Origin of the sequence: Agromyces sp. NPDC057679 (assembly GCF_042799635.1) — a bacterium.
In the GTDB taxonomy this organism is placed as follows: Bacteria; Actinomycetota; Actinomycetes; order Actinomycetales; family Microbacteriaceae; genus Agromyces.
This window is the reverse complement of record NZ_JBHVIK010000001.1, coordinates 1316708-1333078: the sequence shown is the minus strand read 5'-3', so window position 1 is coordinate 1333078 and position 16371 is coordinate 1316708. Positions and strand designations below refer to the sequence as shown.

Genomic DNA, 16371 nt, shown 5'->3' with positions numbered 1-16371 from the left:
CTGCAAGCCGCTGCCGCAAGTCGGCGCAAGTTGTCGCAAACTGATGCTTGATTGTTGAATAGTTGCATCATTCTGTTGCTCTCATTACGTTGAGCCGCATCGACGCCGGCGTCTCGAACGGTCCGGCACGAGGCCCGCCCGATTCGAGGAGAAGCGACCGAGTGACCATGCCGCTCACCGACCCCATCGCCACCGCGCCGACCGCGTTCACCCGCGATCCGCTCTGGTGGCGCAGCGCCGTGATCTACCAGGTGTACGTGCGCAGCTTCGCCGACTCCGACGGCGACGGCACGGGCGACCTGCGCGGCGTGCTCAGCCGCCTCGACTACCTCGCCGACCTCGGCGTCGACGCGCTCTGGTTCAACCCCTGGTACCCGTCCCCGCTCGCCGACGGCGGCTACGACGTCGCCGACTACCGCGACATCCACCCGGCCTTCGGCACGCTCGCCGACGCCGAGGAGCTCATCGCCGAGGCGGCGGCGCGAGGCATCCGCACCATCATCGACATCGTCCCGAACCATGTCAGCTCCGAGCACCCGTGGTTCCGCGAGGCGCTCGCCGCCGGCCCCGGCAGCCCCGAGCGCGAGCGGTTCTGGTTCCACCCGGGCAAGGGGCAGAACGGCGACGAGATGCCGACCCGCTGGGTCTCGAACTTCCAGGGCGACACGTGGACCCGCACGGTGAACCCCGACGGCACGCCGGGGGAGTGGTACCTGCACCTCTTCACCCCCGAGCAGCCCGACCTCAACTGGAACCACCCCGAGGTGCGCGCCGAGCACGAGGACATCCTGCGGTTCTGGTTCGACCGCGGCGTCGCGGGGGTGCGCATCGACTCGGCGGGTCTGCTCATCAAGGACCCGGCGCTCGGCGAGGTGCCCGAGATGGTCGCGCCGGGGCAGCACCCCACCGAGGACCGCGACGAGGTGCACGAGGTCTACCGCTCGTGGCGGCGCATCGCCGACTCGTACGACGGCACCCGCGTGCTGGTCGGCGAGGTCTGGGTGCCGGATGCCTCCCGCTTCGCGGCCTACCTGCGCCCCGACGAGATGCACACGGCGTTCAACTTCGACTTCATGTCGCGCCCCTGGCGGGCCGACGAGCTCCGCGCCTCGATCGACCTCATGCTCGCCGCGCACGCGCCCGTCGGGGCGCCGAGCACCTGGGTGCTGTCGAATCACGACGTCACGAGGCCGGTCACCCGCTACGGGCGCGACGACTCGTCGTTCGCGTTCGCGAAGAAGCGGTTCGGCACGCCGAGCGACCTCGACCTCGGCAGCCGGCGGGCCCGGGCGGCGGCGCTGCTCACCGCCGCCCTGCCCGGATCGCTCTACCTCTACCAGGGCGACGAGCTCGGCCTGCCCGAGGTCGAGCTGCCGCGCGAGGTGCTCGAGGACCCGATGCACTTCCGTTCGGGCGGTGTCGACCCCGGCCGCGACGGCTGCCGGGTGCCGCTGCCGTGGCGCGGCACCACGGCCCCGTTCGGGTTCGGCCCCGACGTCACGACCCCGTGGCTGCCCCAGCCCGCCGAGTGGGCGGCGCTCACCGTGCAGGCCCAGCAGGCCGACCCCTCGTCGATGCTCTGGCTCTACCGGCAGGCGCTGCGCCTGCGCAAGCGCGAGGTCGCCCTCGGCGACGGGCCCATGAGCTGGATCGACGCGGGCGCCGACGTGCTCTGCTTCCGTCGCGGCGACGACCTCGTCTCGATCACGAACCTGGGAGGGGCGCCGATCGCCCTGCCCGAGCACGAGAGCATCCTGCTCGCGAGCGCCCCGCTCGAAGCCGGCCTGCTCCCGAGCGATGCGACAGCCTGGCTGCGCATCGCGCCGGCGCCGAGGCATCCCTGAACAGCTCCGCCCCACCACCCCGAACCGCACCATCCGCACCACCCAGCACAGCACCGAAAGGAACAGGACAATGAAGTCATCACGCAGCATCGCGATCGCGGGGCTCACCGCGCTCGTGGTCGCCGGCTCGCTCGCCGCCTGCAGCGCCGACTCGAGCGGCGACGACGGCAAGCTCGAACTGCGCGTCGCCACTTTCCCGCCCGGCGCCGACCAGGCCGCCTACGACGCCTTCGCCGAGCAGGAGAAGCAGTTCGAGAAGGACAACCCCGACATCGACATCGTCGGCCTCGAGTACGAGTGGACGGCACCGACCTTCGCCGCCCAACTCGCGGGCGGCAGCCTGCCCGACGTCTTCACGGTGCCGTTCACCGACTCGAAGACGCTGCTCGAGAACGGCCAGCTCATGGACGTCACGAAGGAGATCGACGACCTCGGCTACTCCGACAAGTTCAACCCGATCATCCTGAACGAGGTCACGGGCGGTGACGGCAAGCTCTACGGCTTCCCGCGCCAGGCGTATGCCAACGGCCTGCACTACAACCGTGCGCTCTTCGAGGAGGCCGGCCTCGACCCCGACAGCCCGCCGACCACCTGGGACGAGGTGCGCGCGGCTGCGAAGACCATCGCCGAGAAGACCGGCAAGGCCGGGTACGCGACGATGGCCGCCGGCAACACCGGCGGCTGGCAGCTGTCCGTGCAGGCCGACTCCCGCGGGGCGTCGCTGCAGGAGGCGAACGACGACGGCAGCTACACCTCGACGATCGACAACGACGCCACGAAGGCGACGCTCGAGTACCTGCACGACCTCCGCTGGGAGGACGACTCGATGGGGGCGACCTTCGACCTCGACTGGGGCAGCATCAACCAGGAGTTCGCCGCCGGTAACGTCGGCATGTACACCTCGGGCTCCGACGTGTACACGGCGCTCGTGCGCGACTTCGGCATGAGCCCCGACATCTACGGCCTCACCGTGATCCCGACGGAGAACGGCGGCGGCGTGCTCGGCGGCGGCGACATCGCCGTGATGCCGCCCACGCTCGACGACGAGACCAAGGCCGCGGCCGTCGAGTGGATCGACTGGTACTACATGCAGAAGCTCCTGAACGAGGACGCCGCCGTCGCCGACGCGAAGGCGCTCGCCGCCTCCGACCAGGCAGTGGGAACCCCCGTGCTGCCGGTGCTCGACAAGGACACCTGGGACCAGCAGCAGGAGTGGATCGCGCCCTACGTCAACGTGCCGCAGGACCAGATGACCGGCTTCTTCGACGGCATCTTCGAGCAGACGCCGGTGGGTGAGTTCAAGGGCCAGACCCAGCCGATCTACGCACTCATGGACAACCTCGTGCAGGCCGTGCTGACCGATGAGAACGCCGACGTCGACGCGCTGCTGAAGCAGGTCGACGTCGACGCCCAGGCCCTGCTCGACCAGTAGTGCACCCTCGTCGGTCGAGGAGCGCCCGACGGAGCAGGACGCGTATCGAGGCCGCCCCCGAGGCCTCGATACGCGCTCCGCGTTCCGCGCTGCTCGACCGGCGAGACCGTCGGGCCGAGGAAGGACCATCATGACCACCACCATCGATCCGGATGCCGCGACCGACGTCGCCCCGCGGCATCCCTCGCCCCCCGCGCCGAAGGCGGGCCGGCGGCATCGCCGCACCCCCGCGACCTGGCTGCGCGGCGGCGGGCTCTGGAACCTCGCGTTCCTCGCGCCCATGCTCATCGTCTTCGGGGTCTTCAGCTGGGGGCCGATCGCGCAGGCGGTCGTCATGAGCTTCCAGAAGACGAACCTGATCACGCCGCCCGTGTGGGTCGGGCTCGACAACTTCGCGCGAGTGCTCAGCGACCCGAACCTCGGCACCGCGGTGCTCAACACCCTGTACTTCGCCGGCCTCGCGCTCGTGTTCGGGTTCCCGCTGCCGATCCTCATGGCGGTGCTGATGAGCGAGGTCCGCCGCGGCAAGGGCCTGTACAGCGCCCTGGCCTACCTGCCCGTCGTCGTGCCGCCCGTCGTCGCGGTGCTGCTCTGGAAGGTCTTCTACAACGCGAGTCCCGACGGGGTATTCAACACCGTGCTCGGCTGGGTCGGCATCCCGCCGCAGCCGTGGCTGCAGTCGTCGGCGACGGCGATGCCGTCGCTCGTCATCGAGGCGACGTGGGCCGCCGCCGGCGGGTCGATCATCATCTACCTCGCGGCGCTCATCGCGGTGCCGCCCGAGCTCTACGACGCCGCGGAGGTCGACGGCGCCGGCATCTGGCGCAAGATCTGGCACGTCACCCTGCCGCAGCTGCGCGGCATCCTCTTCATCATGCTGATCCTGCAGGTCATCGGCACCGCGCAGGTCTTCCTCGAGCCGTACCTGTTCACGGGCGGCGGGCCGAACAACTCGACCCTCACCGTGCTGCTGCTGATCTACCGCTACGCCTTCCAGAACAGCCTCGGCGGCGACTACGGGGAGGCGACCGCGCTGAGCCTCATGCTCGCGATCTTCCTGGGCCTCCTGAGCTGGCTCTACTTCAAGCTGACCGACCGTTGGAGCACGAATTGACCACCGCGCAGGGCACCGCCCCCGCCACGACGGCGGACTCCATCACGCTGCGCGCACGGCTGTCGCGGATGACGCGGCGCAGGCCGGGCACGCCCGATGACGGGAATGACCGGGGCATCGTCTCCGAGTACGAACGGGGGCGCGGCGGCGTTCGCACGTCGATGGGCGCGATCCACGTGTTCCTCTTCGTCGGGCTCGTCGTCGCGGGCCTCGGGCCGCTGCTGTGGCTGGCCAAGGCGGCGGTCACCCCCACCCAGGACACGCTCTCCCAGCCGTTCGCGCTCTGGCCGAACGGCATCGACTGGGCGAACCTCGAGCAGGCGTGGAACGACATCCACATCGACCAGTACTTCCTGAACACGATCTGGGTCGCGGCCGGATCGTGGTTCTTCCAGCTGCTGATCGCGACGACCGCCGGGTACGCGCTGTCGATCCTGCGGCCGAAGTACGCGCCGCTGCTGAACGCGCTCGTGCTCGCGACGCTGTTCATCCCCGCGGTCGTGCTGCTGGTGCCGCTGTACCTCACGATCCTGCACCCGCCGCTCATCGACACCTCGCTCCTCAACACCTACTGGGCGGTGTGGCTGCCGGCCGCGGCGAACGCGTTCAACATCCTGCTCGTGAAGCGGTTCTTCGACGGGCTGCCGCGCGAGGTGTTCGAGGCCGCCCGCACCGACGGCGCCGGGCCCTTCCGCGTGTTCTGGTCGATCGTGCTGCCGATGTCGAAGCCCATCCTCGGCGTCGTCTCGGTGTTCGCGGTGATCGCCGCCTGGAAGGACTTCCTCTGGCCGCTGCTCGTGCTGCCCGACCCCGCGGTGCAGCCGCTGTCGGTGCGCCTGCCCGCGGTGCAGTCGCAGACCGAGCTCGACGTCTTCCTCGCCGCGCTCGCGATCTCGACGCTCATCCCGGTCGCGCTGTTCCTGGTGTTCCAGCGGCTGTTCCTCCGCGGCGCCGGCCTCGGCGGCGCGGTCAAGGGCTGAGGATGCCACGGCGGGGCGCCGCTCGGGCGCTCCGCCGTGGTGGGCGTCGCCGCCCGCGGGTAGGGTGACCCGCATGGAGCACCCCCGCGTCGTCGACCCCGGGCATCCGCTCATCGAGCGCGTGCGCGCGCTCTGCCTCGACCTGCCCGAGGCGGTCGAGGTCGAGGCGTGGGGCCGCCCGACGTTCCGGGCGGCGAAGCCGATCTTCGTGCACGTCTCGGCGAGCATGGAGCGCCCGTTCTCGATCGTGGTGAAGACCGACCCCGACGAGCACCCCGCGCTCGTGCAGGACGCGCGGTTCTTCGGGCCGCCCTATTACGACCGCGACCGCTGGGTGGCGACCGACCTCGACGGGCCCGACACCGACTGGGCGCTCCTCGCCGAACTCATCGAGACCTCCTACCGGCAGGTCGCGAACCGGCGCCAGCTCGCCGCGCTCGACGCGCAGCGGCCCGAGCACGCGGGCGGCTGAGTGCCAGAGGCCGGGCACAGGCGGGCGCCGCGGCGGGGCCTCGCCGATGCTCCGGGTCGCTCGATTGGCGCGAACGCGAACGGTGCGTTAGAGTTACCTGGTTGCCTGATCGCAGATGATGCGGCAGGCGACAAGCCATGCGCCCGTAGCTCAATGGATAGAGCATCTGACTACGGATCAGAAGGTTGGGGGTTCGAGTCCCTCCGGGCGCACGGAAGAAGGCGGTTCGCAGCTCTGCGAGCCGCCTTCGTCGTTTCCGAGGACGTGTCGAGACCCCGAATTCCGGGCGGCCGGGGGCTGGGAATCCACCGCGCATCATGGCAGCGATGCCATCCCCGGGATGACACGGATCGGCGGCCGTCAGTAGGCTCGCCTCAGGCCTGGTTCCCGTTGATCGAGGGTTCGACCTATGAGGGGTGTGTGCGCGGGGGCGATCCCCGTCTCGTTCGACTCGGGGTTCGCGTCGTGTTTCGACACGATGCATCCGAGTGCAGCCGACCGTGAGGGGCACGGTCGGCCGATGGTCGAGCCCACGGGCCGTTCGGGCCGCCTCGTCTCGCTCGTGCGCCGGCTCTACGCCCTGCTGATCGCCATGGCGATCTCGGTCGTGCTCGCTCGCGCGTTCGCGCCCGCCGCGCTCGATCCCGCGAGCGCCCTCGACGTCGTCGGCCTCGTTCCCGCACTCGCGGGAGGGGTGGCGGTGTGCGCCGCGCTCATCGCCGTCTCGGCGTCGCACGCCGGGATCGCCTCGATCGCGCACCTGCGCCTGCCCGGCCTCGCCCCGGGGCCTCGCGCGGCTGCGAACGGACTCGCCTGGGCGGCACTCGCCCTGCTCGGAGTGCATTTCACCTCGGCGGCCTTCGAACCGCTGCCGGGCGGACCGCTCGCGATCGGCTGCCTGCTCGGGGCGACCTTCGGCTTCGGCACCTACCGCCTGCACCGGCATGCGCTCGAGCACGAGGCGTACCGCTCCTTCAACCTCGTCGCGATGCTGCTCGCGGCCGGCAGCCTCGCGAGCATGAGCATCACCCCGACGGGCGACTGGTGGACGCGCAACTTCAGCACGCTCGGCACCTCGAACGACCTCGCCGCGGCGTGCTTCAACGTCGCCGTGGTCGTCTCGGGGGCAGGCATGGCCGGGCTGTCGGGCGCGCTCACGCGGGCGCTCGCGTTCGGCGGCTTCGCCATCCGTCGAGGGGCCCGCACGACGATGCGCGTGCTCATCGGGCTCGTCGGCTTCGGGCTGATGGGGGTCGGCACGGTGCCGATCGACCGCGAGACCGACCTCCACAACGCGTTCGCACTCGGGGCGGCGCTCGCGTTCGCGCTCCTCTGCATCGGGGCGCGCTGGTACGCGAGGCGGATCCCTCGTCGGCTCCTCGTGTTCTCGTACACGGCGCTGACGCTCGAGCTCGTGGCCATGGCGGGTTACGACGCCCTCGGCTGGTTCAACCTCACGGTCTTCGAGATCATCGCGTTCACGCTCGTGTTCGCCTGGCTCATCGCGCTCGTCGCGACGACGTCGGGCCGCCACCACTCGCACGGTCGTTCGCTGTCGGCGCACGGCGACCCGGAATCCTCCCACGCGCTCGGCGTTATGTTCGGTAGAGAGTTGAGTCGGGATGACTCAAGAACACCGACCAGGAGGAAACATGCCCACCGCCTACGACCCGTTCCGCGATCTCGACCGAGTCGCGTCCGCGCTGTTCGAGCCCCGCCGCGGGCCGCGTCGCATGCCGATGGATCTCTACCGCGACGGCGACCACTACGTCCTCACCGCCGACCTGCCGGGCATCGACCCCGGCTCCGTCGACATCGACGTGGACGGCCAGTTGCTCACGATCCGGGCTGAGCGCACCCTCGCCGCCGGAGACGGCGTCAAGTGGATCACCCGCGAGCGCGAGGCCGCCTCGTTCCTGCGCCAGTTGAACCTCGGGCAGGGCGTCGACACCGAGCGCATCTCGGCGAACTACACGAACGGCGTGCTGAGCGTCACGATCCCCGTCAGCGAGAAGGCGAAGCCGCGCAAGATCGCGGTCGAGCACACGGATGCCTCGTCCACGCCCTCGCCCGCGGGCGACCGCGTCGAGCCGGTCGAGCAGTGACCGCCGAGGCGGGAGTCGTCGAGATCACGCGACTCGACGAGCGGCACCGCTACGAGCTCGTGGTCGACGGCGCGCGCGCCGGGTTCGCGCAGTACCGCGACGAACCCGGGAAGGTGGTGTTCACCCACACCGTCATCAAGCCCGAGTACGAGGGCCGTGGTCTCGGCAGTCGCCTCGCGCGGCACGTGCTCGACGATGCGGTCGCGCGCGGGGAGCGCATCGTGCCCGAGTGCCCGTTCATCGCGGCCTACCTCCGCAGGCACGACGAGTACGAGAGCTCCGTCGACTGGCCCTGAGCCCGTGACGTGACGGTGGCGACGGCCGGTGATCGGAGGATCACCGGCCGTCGCCGTGTGCGGGAACGGAATCACCCCCAGTTGGGGGCGGTGCGTCGAGCCCGGCACAGGATTACCATTTCGAGCACAACCCGAGTCCGACCCGACCGGACCGGCCCGTCTTGCCTCGACGGCCGAGCGATCGGAATGTCCCTATCGATCGCTCGGGTCAGGCTCGCCGAGCTCAGTTCGGGTCGCTCGGCGAGAGGGTCTCCTCAGGAGACCGCGATGGGGTGGGAGGTAGGGTTCCCACCCCATCGTCACGCCGTCGGCCTGTCGGCCCGCGTCAGGCCCGCTCGGCGAACCCGCGGATGAAGAGCGTCTGCGCGGCGATCATGCGTTCGATCTCACCGGGGTCGACCGATTCGTCGGAGGCGTGGATCCGCGACTGCGCGGTGTCCTCCGCGCCCCAGAGGATGATCGCGGAGCCGGGGGAGACCTTCTGCAGCGACGCCACGAGCGGAATCGACGCGCCGCTCCCGATGTTCTCGACCGGGGCGCCGTAGGCCTCCTCGAGCGCGGACTCCGCCGCGACGATCGCCGGGTTCGAGGCATCCACCGCGAAGGCGTGACCCACCTTCACCTTCTCGACCTCGACCTCGCAGTTCCAGGGGCGCTGCGACCGCAGGTGCGACATGAGGGCCTCGAGCTGGGCGTCGCCGTCCGAGCCGGGCACGATGCGCATCGAGAGCTTCGCGGTGACCGAGGGCAGCAGCACGTTCGACGCCTCGGCGGTGTTCGGCAGGTCCATGCCGAGCACGGTCACCGAGGGCTTCGCCCAGATGCGGTCGGAGAGGGAGCCCGTGCCGAGGAAGTCGACGCCGGGGAGGATCGCGGAGCCCTCGCGGTACACGTCCTCGTCCATGTCGGCGCCGCTCCAGGCGGAGCGGTCGACGCCGGGGATCACCGTGTCGCCGTGCTCGTCATGGAGGGTGTCGAGGATCCGGATCATCGCGGTCATCGCATCGGGCGCCGCCCCGCCGAACATTCCCGAGTGCACCGGGTTCGCGAGGGTGCGCACGGTGACCGTGCAGGCGACGTCGCCGCGGAGCGCGGTCGTGAGTCCCGGGCGGCCGACCTTCTGCGGCCCGATGTCGGCGATGACGTAGGCGTCGGCGGCGAACAGCTCGGGGTTCGCCTCGACGAAGTCCTCGAGGTGCGAGATCGTCTCCTCCTCGCCCTCGACGAGGATCTTGATGCGGCACGGGCGGTCGGGGCCGATGAGCTTCAGCGTGCCGTAGTGGATGACGAGACCCGACTTGTCGTCGGCGGCGCCGCGCCCGTAGATGCGCCCGTCCTCCTTCGTCACCGGTTCGAACGGCGTGCTCGACCAGCCCTGGCTCTCGGGCGCCGGCTGCACGTCGTAGTGGGCGTAGATCAGCACGGTCGGCGAGCCCTCGGGCCCCGACAGGTCGGCGTAGACGCAGGGGTACCCGCCCGGCACGTCGAGGAGGCGTACGCCCTCGGCGCCCGCCGCCTCGAAGAGGTCGACCACGGCCTCGCCCATGCGGTGCACCGGTTCGGGATCGAATCCCGGGAAGGCGACCGATGGGATGCGCACGAGGGTCTCGAGGCGTTCGATCACCTCGGGCATGAGCGCCGCCGCAGCGGACGAGACGTTTCCGGGGTCGTTCATTTGGTTCCTCCTCGGATCGACGGACGGACGGTTCGGTGCTCGCCGTCGGGGCGGCGAGACGGTCGACGTGCGCCGAGTGGCGCCGTACGGATCACACGGGGACGACGAGCTGGATCAGCAGGCCGGAGGCCACGACGGCGACCCACGAGACGAGCATCGGGATCGTGAACGAGTGCCAGACGGGCACCTGGGTCAGCTTGGTCGACCCGGTCAGGTCGGTCTCGACCGCGGCGATCTGGGAGCCGTTCGCCGGGAACAGCCAGACGCCGATGAGCGAGGGCCACATGGCCGTGATCACGCCCGGTGCCAGCCCGGCCGCGAGGGCGATCGGGATCATCGTGTTCGTGGTCGCCGACTGGCTCGTCGTGAGACCGCAGACGACGAACAGCGCGACGGCGAGCAGCAGCGGGTTCGCCTCGATCATCGCGCCGAGCGGTTCGATGATCGTCTCCTCGTTCGCCGAGATGAAGGTGTCGGCCATCCACGCGATGCCGAAGAGCGCCACCGCCGCGACGAAGCCGGCCCGCAGCAGCGGCTGCTCGACGACGACGGCCGGCTTGACCTTGCGCACGAGGATGATGACGAGCGCGACCGAGAACATGACCATCTCGATGAGGGTCGCCATGCCGATCGGCACCAGCTCGCCCGACTCGTCGGGGAACGCCGGGCGGAGGCTGGGGAACAGCCCGAGCAGCACGATGAGCAGGGTGCCCGTGACGAAGATCCACGCGGCGGTCGCACCGCCCGGGGGGACCGGGTGCTCGATGCGTGCGGGCGGGACATCGGTCGCGGTGACCGATGCGCCGGCTCCCTCGCCGGCCGTCGCAGCACCGCCGGCGCCCGTGGCGACCGCGGTGCCGCCGACCTTCGCCTCGTAGCGGGCCTTGAGCGAGGCGGGCACCGCGACGGTTCCCTCGGCGACCCGCTTCATGAACACCGGGTCGTCGAGCAGGTCCTTGCCGATGCGCTGCTGCACCGCCGAGGTGGCGATGCACGCGACGATCGCCGCCGGAACGGTGATGAGCAGGATCTGCGGCAGCCCGTAGCCGGTGCCGTCCATGAGCACGAGGTACGCGGCCATCGCGGCGGAGACCGGGCTCGCGGTGATGCCGAGTCCGGACGTCACCGTCGAGGAGGCCAGCGCCCGCTCGGGTCGCTGCCCGTTGCGGTACGCCGTCTCGTAGATCACCGGGATCAGGGCGAAGAAGATGTTCGAGGTGCCCGAGAGCACGGTGAAGACGAACGCGACGATCGGGGCGACGTAGGTGAGCCGCTTCGGATTGCGCTGGATGATCTTCGAGGCGATGGACACCAGGTAGTCGATGCCGCCGGCGGCCTGCATCGCCGACGACGCCGTGATCACCGCGATGATGATGAAGAAGGCGTCGATCGGGATGGAGCCCGGTGGCAGCTGGAACACGAAGACGAGGATCACGGTGCCGACGACGCCCCAGAGGCCGAGGCCGAGGCCGCCGGTCCGAACGCCGAGCACGATCGCGCCGATGACGACGGCGGCCTGCAGAATCACGAGCAGGATGTCCATGGAATCCCCCCACAGGATGGACTGGAACTCACTCCCGGAGTCGCAAGGCGCTCACTCCTGACCAGACAGTACTGCGCGCGGTGAGGCTGAGTCCAGTACCGGATGCCGCGCGCCGGAGTTCGACGGGACGGCTTCAGTCGCGGGCGGACTCGGGGCGCGCGCGGACGCTCAGATCGGCGAGCGTGTGCAGCTCGTCCTCGGTGAGGGAGGCGCCGAACTGCCGGTGGATCGCGTCCATGTGCTGGATGGCGACGCGTCGGAACAGCGCGAAGCCGACGTCGGTGATCCCGACGATCGTGCCGCGCCCGTCGTCGGGGTCGGGCTCCTTCACGACGAGGCCGCGTGCGGTGAGCCGGTCGATGAGGCGGCTGATGCTCGGCTGGGTGATGAGCGAGTTGCGGTTGAGCTCCTTCAGCCGCAGCCGTCGGCCTGGCGCACGCGAGATGTTGAAGAGCACGTCGTACTCGTTCAGTGACATGAGTTCGGTCGGGAACTCCGCGGCGAGCTCTCGCATGGTCGTCACCTGGGTGCGGAAGAGCGCCTCCCATGCAGCGACCGTGAGTGCGCGTTCGGCCATCGGGGCTCCCTTCGTCTTCGACTCAACCAACATTAGGGAATCGGCGGAGGAAGGAGGGACTCGGCAGAGGAAAACGAGGCACTCCGGAAACGGTTGAGGGCCGGTCGTAGAGGCTGACGACCGGCCCTCGCCCTTGCACCAAGAGTGTCCTGCAATCACATTCCGCGCCGTCCGCCACAGCAAACGTTCGGCGCACTTCCGAATATATAACGGATCGGTAACAGGCGCTAGTTATCGTTTCGTGATTTTTCGGAACTGCCGCCGACGGCGTTCGTCGCGGCGGCGGCCGGCGCGTCAGTACAGGTCGGGCGAGGGCGTCGAGGCCTGGCGGATCGACACGTCGGCGTGACGGTCGAAGCGGTAGCCGACGCCGCGCACGGTGCGCACGATGTCCTGGTAGTGCGCGAGCTTCGAACGCAGGCGACGCACGTGCACGTCGATCGTGCGCTCGCTGGGGGCCTCGTCGTCGGCGTCCCAGAGGCTCTCGATGAGCTCGTGGCGGTCGATCGTGCGGCCCTCGCGCAGCACGAGGTACTGGAGCAGCTCGAACTCCTTGTAGGTGAGGCCGGCGGCCTCGCCGTCGAGCAGCACGCGCTTGCGCGAGATGTCGATGATCACGCCGTTGGGGTGGCGGTCGGCGTCGTCGCGGACGCCCTGGCCGTCGCGCTGCTTCGCGAGCGCCGACGGGTCCTGCAGGGCGAGGCGCACGACGTCGACGTCGCGGCCGCCGGCGCCCTCGGGGGCCAGCGCGACGGCGGCGTAGGTCTCGGACGAGGGCGAGACCTCGGCCGTCAGCGCGCGAAGCGCCTCGACGATGCGGTGGAGGGTCGTGCCGTCCTCGGCGGCCTTCGCCTCGTCGATGCCGACGTAGAGCACGAAGCCGCGGGCCTCGGTGCCCTCGGGCACGGCGCGGACGCGGGGTCCGGCCGGCGCGGCCGGCGCGGCGGCGGGAGCGGGGGAGCGGTCGGCGGCGGCGACGCTCGAGAGCGAGCGGAGCGGCGCGGCCGAGGTCGCGGCCGACAGCGACGGAGCGGTGCGGGCCTGCACGGGACGGACGGAAGCGGTGCGGACGGGAGCGAGTGCGAGAGGCATGACGGGAATCCTTGTGTCGAAGGGTGCTGCAGGAGACCCCGGTCTGCGGGGTCGTGAACGAACGGCCGATCGGCCTGGCGAACCCCCGAGACTCGGTGGGTTCAGTGGAGTCCGTGCCGATCGGGATGCTGATCGGCTGCGTGACTCGGCGGAGGGGTCGCGGTCAGCGGCACATTCGACAACACATGGGTGCACGCGACGACATCATCATGTCGTTCGTCCTGAGAGCGCCGAGGGCGGTCAGGGTGCGTGCGTTGTCAGTCATGGGTGCGAGTAAATCCGACGGTCGAGCATGTGTCAATTCATGTCCGTCGGATGACGGGGTGTGACGTCGCAGTGGGTGCGCGTCAGCGCGAGGCATCCGGAGGAATCAGATGACCGGATGCCTCGCATGAAAGATTCTGCGATCAGATGCGAATCTCGAAAATCTTCCGCAGTCGATCTGCGCCTCGGCGTGTCGTGGAGCGAAGAATCTGCGAAGGAGAGGGTTCAGGGCGCCCTTATACCGTGCCGTAGAGGCGGTCGCCCGCGTCGCCGAGGCCCGGCACGATGAAGCCGTGCTCGTTGAGGCGCTCGTCGACCGCACCGAGCACGATGGTGACCTCGCGGCCGTGCATCGCCTTCTCGACCGCCTCGAGGCCCTCGGGCGTGCCGAGGATGCAGATCGCCGTCACGTCGTCGGCACCGCGCTGGAAGAGGTACTCCATCGCCGCGGCGAGCGAGCCGCCCGTCGCGAGCATCGGGTCGAGCACGAAGCACTGGCGGCCCGAGAGGTCGTCGGGCAGGCGCTCGGCGTACGTCGCCGGTTCGAGGGTCTCTTCGTTGCGCGCCATGCCGAGGAACCCGACCTCGGCCGTCGGCACGAGCTTGACCATGCCCTCGAGCATGCCGAGGCCGGCGCGGAGGATCGGCACGACGAGCGGCTTCGGCTCGGCGATGCGCACGCCCGTGGTCGGTGCCACCGGCGTCTGGATGTCGACCGGCGAGACGCGCACGTTCCGCGTGCCCTCGTACGCGAGCAGCGTCATCAGTTCTTCGACGAGCGAGCGGAAGACGGGCGACGGGGTGTTCACGTCGCGGAGCACCGTCAGTTTGTGGGTGATGAGCGGGTGATCGGCAACGTGGACTCGCATAGGCTCGATTCTAGTTTGCGGGGGTCTCGCGAGGGGAGAGCTGCATGGATGCACCGGGGCCGGCGCTCCACCGCGAGTGGATGCGGCTCGCGCTCGCCGAAGCCGCCCAGGCGCCCGCGACCCGCGACGTGCCCGTCGGCGCGATCGTCGTCGATGCCTCGGGCGCGGTCATCGCGGCGCGACGCAACGAACGCGAACGCGACGGCGACCCGACCGCGCACGCCGAACTGCTGGCCCTGCGCACCGCCGCCGAGGCCACCGGCGACTGGCGGCTCGAGGGGTGCACGCTCGTCGTCACCCTCGAGCCGTGCGTGATGTGCGCGGGGGCGATCCTCGCCGCCCGGGTGCCGACCGTGGTCTTCGGCGCGTGGGACGAGAAGGCGGGGGCCGCGGGCTCGCTCTACGACGTGCTGCGCGACCGGCGGCTCAACCACCGCGTCGAGGTGTTCGCGGGGGTCGAGGCCGAGGCGTCGGCCCGCCTGCTGCTCGACTTCTTCGAGGATCCGCTGCGACGACCGCCCGCTCCCACCGGGTAGGGCTACCGGCCTGTCGCGTCGGGCACGAGGGCGATGCCGTGCGACAGCTGCGCGAACGCGCGCACGGCGAGGTCGGCGGGCGACCCGGGCCCCTCGTCGGGGCCGTCGCCCGCGGCCCAGGCCTCGAGGCCCACGCGGATCGCATCGGTCGCGGCTGCCGCGGCGAGGCGCACCTCGAACGGGTCGGCGTCGTCGACGAGCTCGGCGATGATCTGGCGGAGGCGCGACTCCGAGTCGTGGTTCACGCGGTGCCACACGCCGAGCAGCGCCGGATCGCCCTCGGCGGCGCGGAGCACGCCGCGCGTCCAGCGCAGGCCCTCGCGAGCCTCGTCGTCGCGCGGAGTGAGCTGTTGGGCGATGATCGCGGGAACGGAGGCGATCGGGTCTCCGCGCTCGGAGGCCGCGAGCGCGCTCTGCCAGGCGCCCGCCCCGACGGCGAGCAGGGGGCCGATCGCGTCCTCCTTGCTGCGGAAGTAGCGGTAGAAGGTGCGCAGCGACACCCCGGCGTCCGCCGCGATGGCCTCGGCCGTGACGCGGTCGGCTCCGTGCTCGGCGAACAGCACCGCTGCGGCGCGCGCGATCTCGAGCTGGGTCGCGGCCTTGCGGCGTTCGGTGAGCGTCGGGCTCGGGGTGCTGGGTTCCACGATCGCAGCGTACGCGAATTCTTCACCAGATGTCGGTTCTGGCCAGAGTGGCACGATGTGCCATGCAGGCGTAGCGTGTAGTGAAACAGCCTCCCAGTGAAAGGTCGAAACACATGAACCGCTATGAAGGCCGCCGCGCACTCGTCACCGGCGGCGGATCGGGCATCGGACAGGCGACCGTGCTGCGCATGCTCGCCGAAGGCGGCCGGGTCGTCGCCGCCGACGTCAGCGAGGCCGGCCTCGCCGACACCGTCGCGAAGGCCGGCGAGGCTGCCGAGCGGCTGACCACCGTGACGATGAACATCGCCGACGAGGCATCCGTTCGCGAGGGCGTCGCCGCCGCGGTCAGCGCACTCGGCGGGCTCGACTCGCTCGTCAACGCCGCGGGCATCCTCCGCTCCTCGCACACCCACGAGACCACGCTCGATGCCTTCGAGCAGGTCGTCCGCGTGAACCTCGTCGGCACGTTCCTCGTGATCCGCGAGGCGATCCCCGCACTGCTCGAGGGCGACGGCGCGGCCGTGGTCAACTTCAGCTCGACCTCGGCGACGTTCGCCCACCCCTACATGGCGGCCTATGCCGCGAGCAAGGGCGGCGTGCAGTCGATGACCCACGCGCTCGCCGCCGAGTACGCGAAGCAGGGCGTCCGCTTCAACTCGGTGCAGCCCGGCTCCATCTCCTCGGGCATGACCGACGGCTCGGGCCAGTCCAAGCAGAGCCAGGGCCCCGGCCTGCCCGAGGACGCCGACATGATGCTCTTCATGAAGCTGTCGCCCGCCCTCGGCCAGGGCTTCGCCGGACCCGAGACGGTCGCCTCGGTCGTCGCGATGCTCGCGAGCGCCGACGGCGCCTTCATCACCGGCACCGAGGTACGCATCGACGGCGGCACGCACTTCTGATCGTCGCCGTTCGCCGGCACTGAACCCCG

At 70.3% G+C, this 16371-nt stretch carries 15 protein-coding genes, 1 tRNA gene and 1 pseudogene; 11 read left to right on the top strand and 6 right to left on the bottom strand.

The genetic code is table 11. From position 1 onward, the window contains the following. Positions 1–167 precede the first annotated feature (167 nt). The 9 genes and pseudogenes from ACFVAJ_RS05980 (at position 168) to ACFVAJ_RS05940 (ending at position 8243) form a co-directional block, all read left to right on the top strand. On the top strand, positions 168–1844 hold the full coding sequence (locus tag ACFVAJ_RS05980) for an alpha-amylase family glycosyl hydrolase (protein WP_376942490.1): 1677 nt from the start codon (positions 168–170) through the stop codon (positions 1842–1844). A 70-nt stretch (positions 1845–1914) separates the two neighbouring features. Then, on the top strand, positions 1915–3276 hold the full coding sequence (locus ACFVAJ_RS05975) for an ABC transporter substrate-binding protein (RefSeq protein WP_376942070.1): 1362 nt from the start codon (positions 1915–1917) through the stop codon (positions 3274–3276). Positions 3277–3406: 130 nt separating this feature from the next. Then, positions 3407–4390: a carbohydrate ABC transporter permease gene (locus tag ACFVAJ_RS05970; RefSeq protein WP_376942068.1), complete on the top strand. Its 984-nt coding sequence runs from the start codon at positions 3407–3409 to the stop codon at positions 4388–4390. A 68-nt stretch (positions 4391–4458) separates the two neighbouring features. Continuing rightward, complete coding sequence (locus tag ACFVAJ_RS05965) at positions 4459–5370, top strand: carbohydrate ABC transporter permease (RefSeq protein ID WP_376942488.1); 912 nt, start codon at positions 4459–4461, stop codon at positions 5368–5370. A 73-nt stretch (positions 5371–5443) separates the two neighbouring features. Then, positions 5444–5842, top strand: a complete 399-nt coding sequence (locus tag ACFVAJ_RS05960; RefSeq protein WP_376942066.1) for an MmcQ/YjbR family DNA-binding protein — start codon at positions 5444–5446, stop codon at positions 5840–5842. A 139-nt stretch (positions 5843–5981) separates the two neighbouring features. Continuing rightward, positions 5982–6054: transfer RNA gene (locus tag ACFVAJ_RS05955), tRNA-Arg, on the top strand. 197 nt (positions 6055–6251) lie between these two features. Next, positions 6252–7346: pseudogene (locus ACFVAJ_RS05950) on the top strand (DUF998 domain-containing protein); the annotation flags it as partial. Positions 7347–7494: 148 nt separating this feature from the next. Beyond that, on the top strand, positions 7495–7947 hold the full coding sequence (locus ACFVAJ_RS05945) for an Hsp20/alpha crystallin family protein (RefSeq protein WP_376942064.1): 453 nt from the start codon (positions 7495–7497) through the stop codon (positions 7945–7947). Then, positions 7944–8243, top strand: a complete 300-nt coding sequence (locus tag ACFVAJ_RS05940; RefSeq protein ID WP_376942062.1) for a GNAT family N-acetyltransferase — start codon at positions 7944–7946, stop codon at positions 8241–8243. The genes ACFVAJ_RS05945 and ACFVAJ_RS05940 overlap by 4 nt, the downstream gene beginning before the upstream one ends. A 325-nt stretch (positions 8244–8568) precedes the next feature. On the opposite strand, the gene ACFVAJ_RS05935 is transcribed toward ACFVAJ_RS05940, so the two are convergent. The 5 genes from ACFVAJ_RS05935 to upp form a co-directional block, all read right to left on the bottom strand. After that, the gene (locus tag ACFVAJ_RS05935; protein WP_376942060.1) at positions 8569–9918 is read right to left on the bottom strand and encodes a M20/M25/M40 family metallo-hydrolase; all 1350 of its coding nucleotides are present in this window, start codon (positions 9916–9918) and stop codon (positions 8569–8571) included. A gap of 91 nt (positions 9919–10009) precedes the next feature. Beyond that, positions 10010–11461, bottom strand: coding sequence for an anaerobic C4-dicarboxylate transporter family protein (locus ACFVAJ_RS05930; protein WP_376942058.1), 1452 nt, complete (start codon positions 11459–11461; stop codon positions 10010–10012). 133 nt (positions 11462–11594) lie between these two features. Further along, on the bottom strand, positions 11595–12038 hold the full coding sequence (locus ACFVAJ_RS05925) for a MarR family winged helix-turn-helix transcriptional regulator (RefSeq protein WP_376942056.1): 444 nt from the start codon (positions 12036–12038) through the stop codon (positions 11595–11597). A 294-nt stretch (positions 12039–12332) separates the two neighbouring features. Further along, complete coding sequence (locus ACFVAJ_RS05920) at positions 12333–13130, bottom strand: winged helix-turn-helix domain-containing protein (protein ID WP_376942054.1); 798 nt, start codon at positions 13128–13130, stop codon at positions 12333–12335. Between the two features lie 500 nt (positions 13131–13630). Further along, complete coding sequence (gene upp / locus ACFVAJ_RS05915) at positions 13631–14263, bottom strand: uracil phosphoribosyltransferase (protein ID WP_376942052.1); 633 nt, start codon at positions 14261–14263, stop codon at positions 13631–13633. Between the two features lie 44 nt (positions 14264–14307). Between upp and tadA the strand changes: the two genes are divergently transcribed. Continuing rightward, entirely contained in the window at positions 14308–14799 is a 492-nt protein-coding gene (tadA, locus tag ACFVAJ_RS05910; protein ID WP_376942050.1) for a tRNA adenosine(34) deaminase TadA, read from the top strand. A 2-nt stretch (positions 14800–14801) separates the two neighbouring features. Here the strand turns inward: tadA and ACFVAJ_RS05905 are convergent, their stop codons facing one another. Then, positions 14802–15443: a TetR/AcrR family transcriptional regulator gene (locus ACFVAJ_RS05905; RefSeq protein ID WP_376942048.1), complete on the bottom strand. Its 642-nt coding sequence runs from the start codon at positions 15441–15443 to the stop codon at positions 14802–14804. Positions 15444–15556: 113 nt separating this feature from the next. On the opposite strand from ACFVAJ_RS05905, the gene ACFVAJ_RS05900 reads away from it, so the two are divergent. Then, positions 15557–16342: an SDR family NAD(P)-dependent oxidoreductase gene (locus ACFVAJ_RS05900; protein WP_376942046.1), complete on the top strand. Its 786-nt coding sequence runs from the start codon at positions 15557–15559 to the stop codon at positions 16340–16342. The last annotated feature ends 29 nt before the right edge of the window (positions 16343–16371 follow it).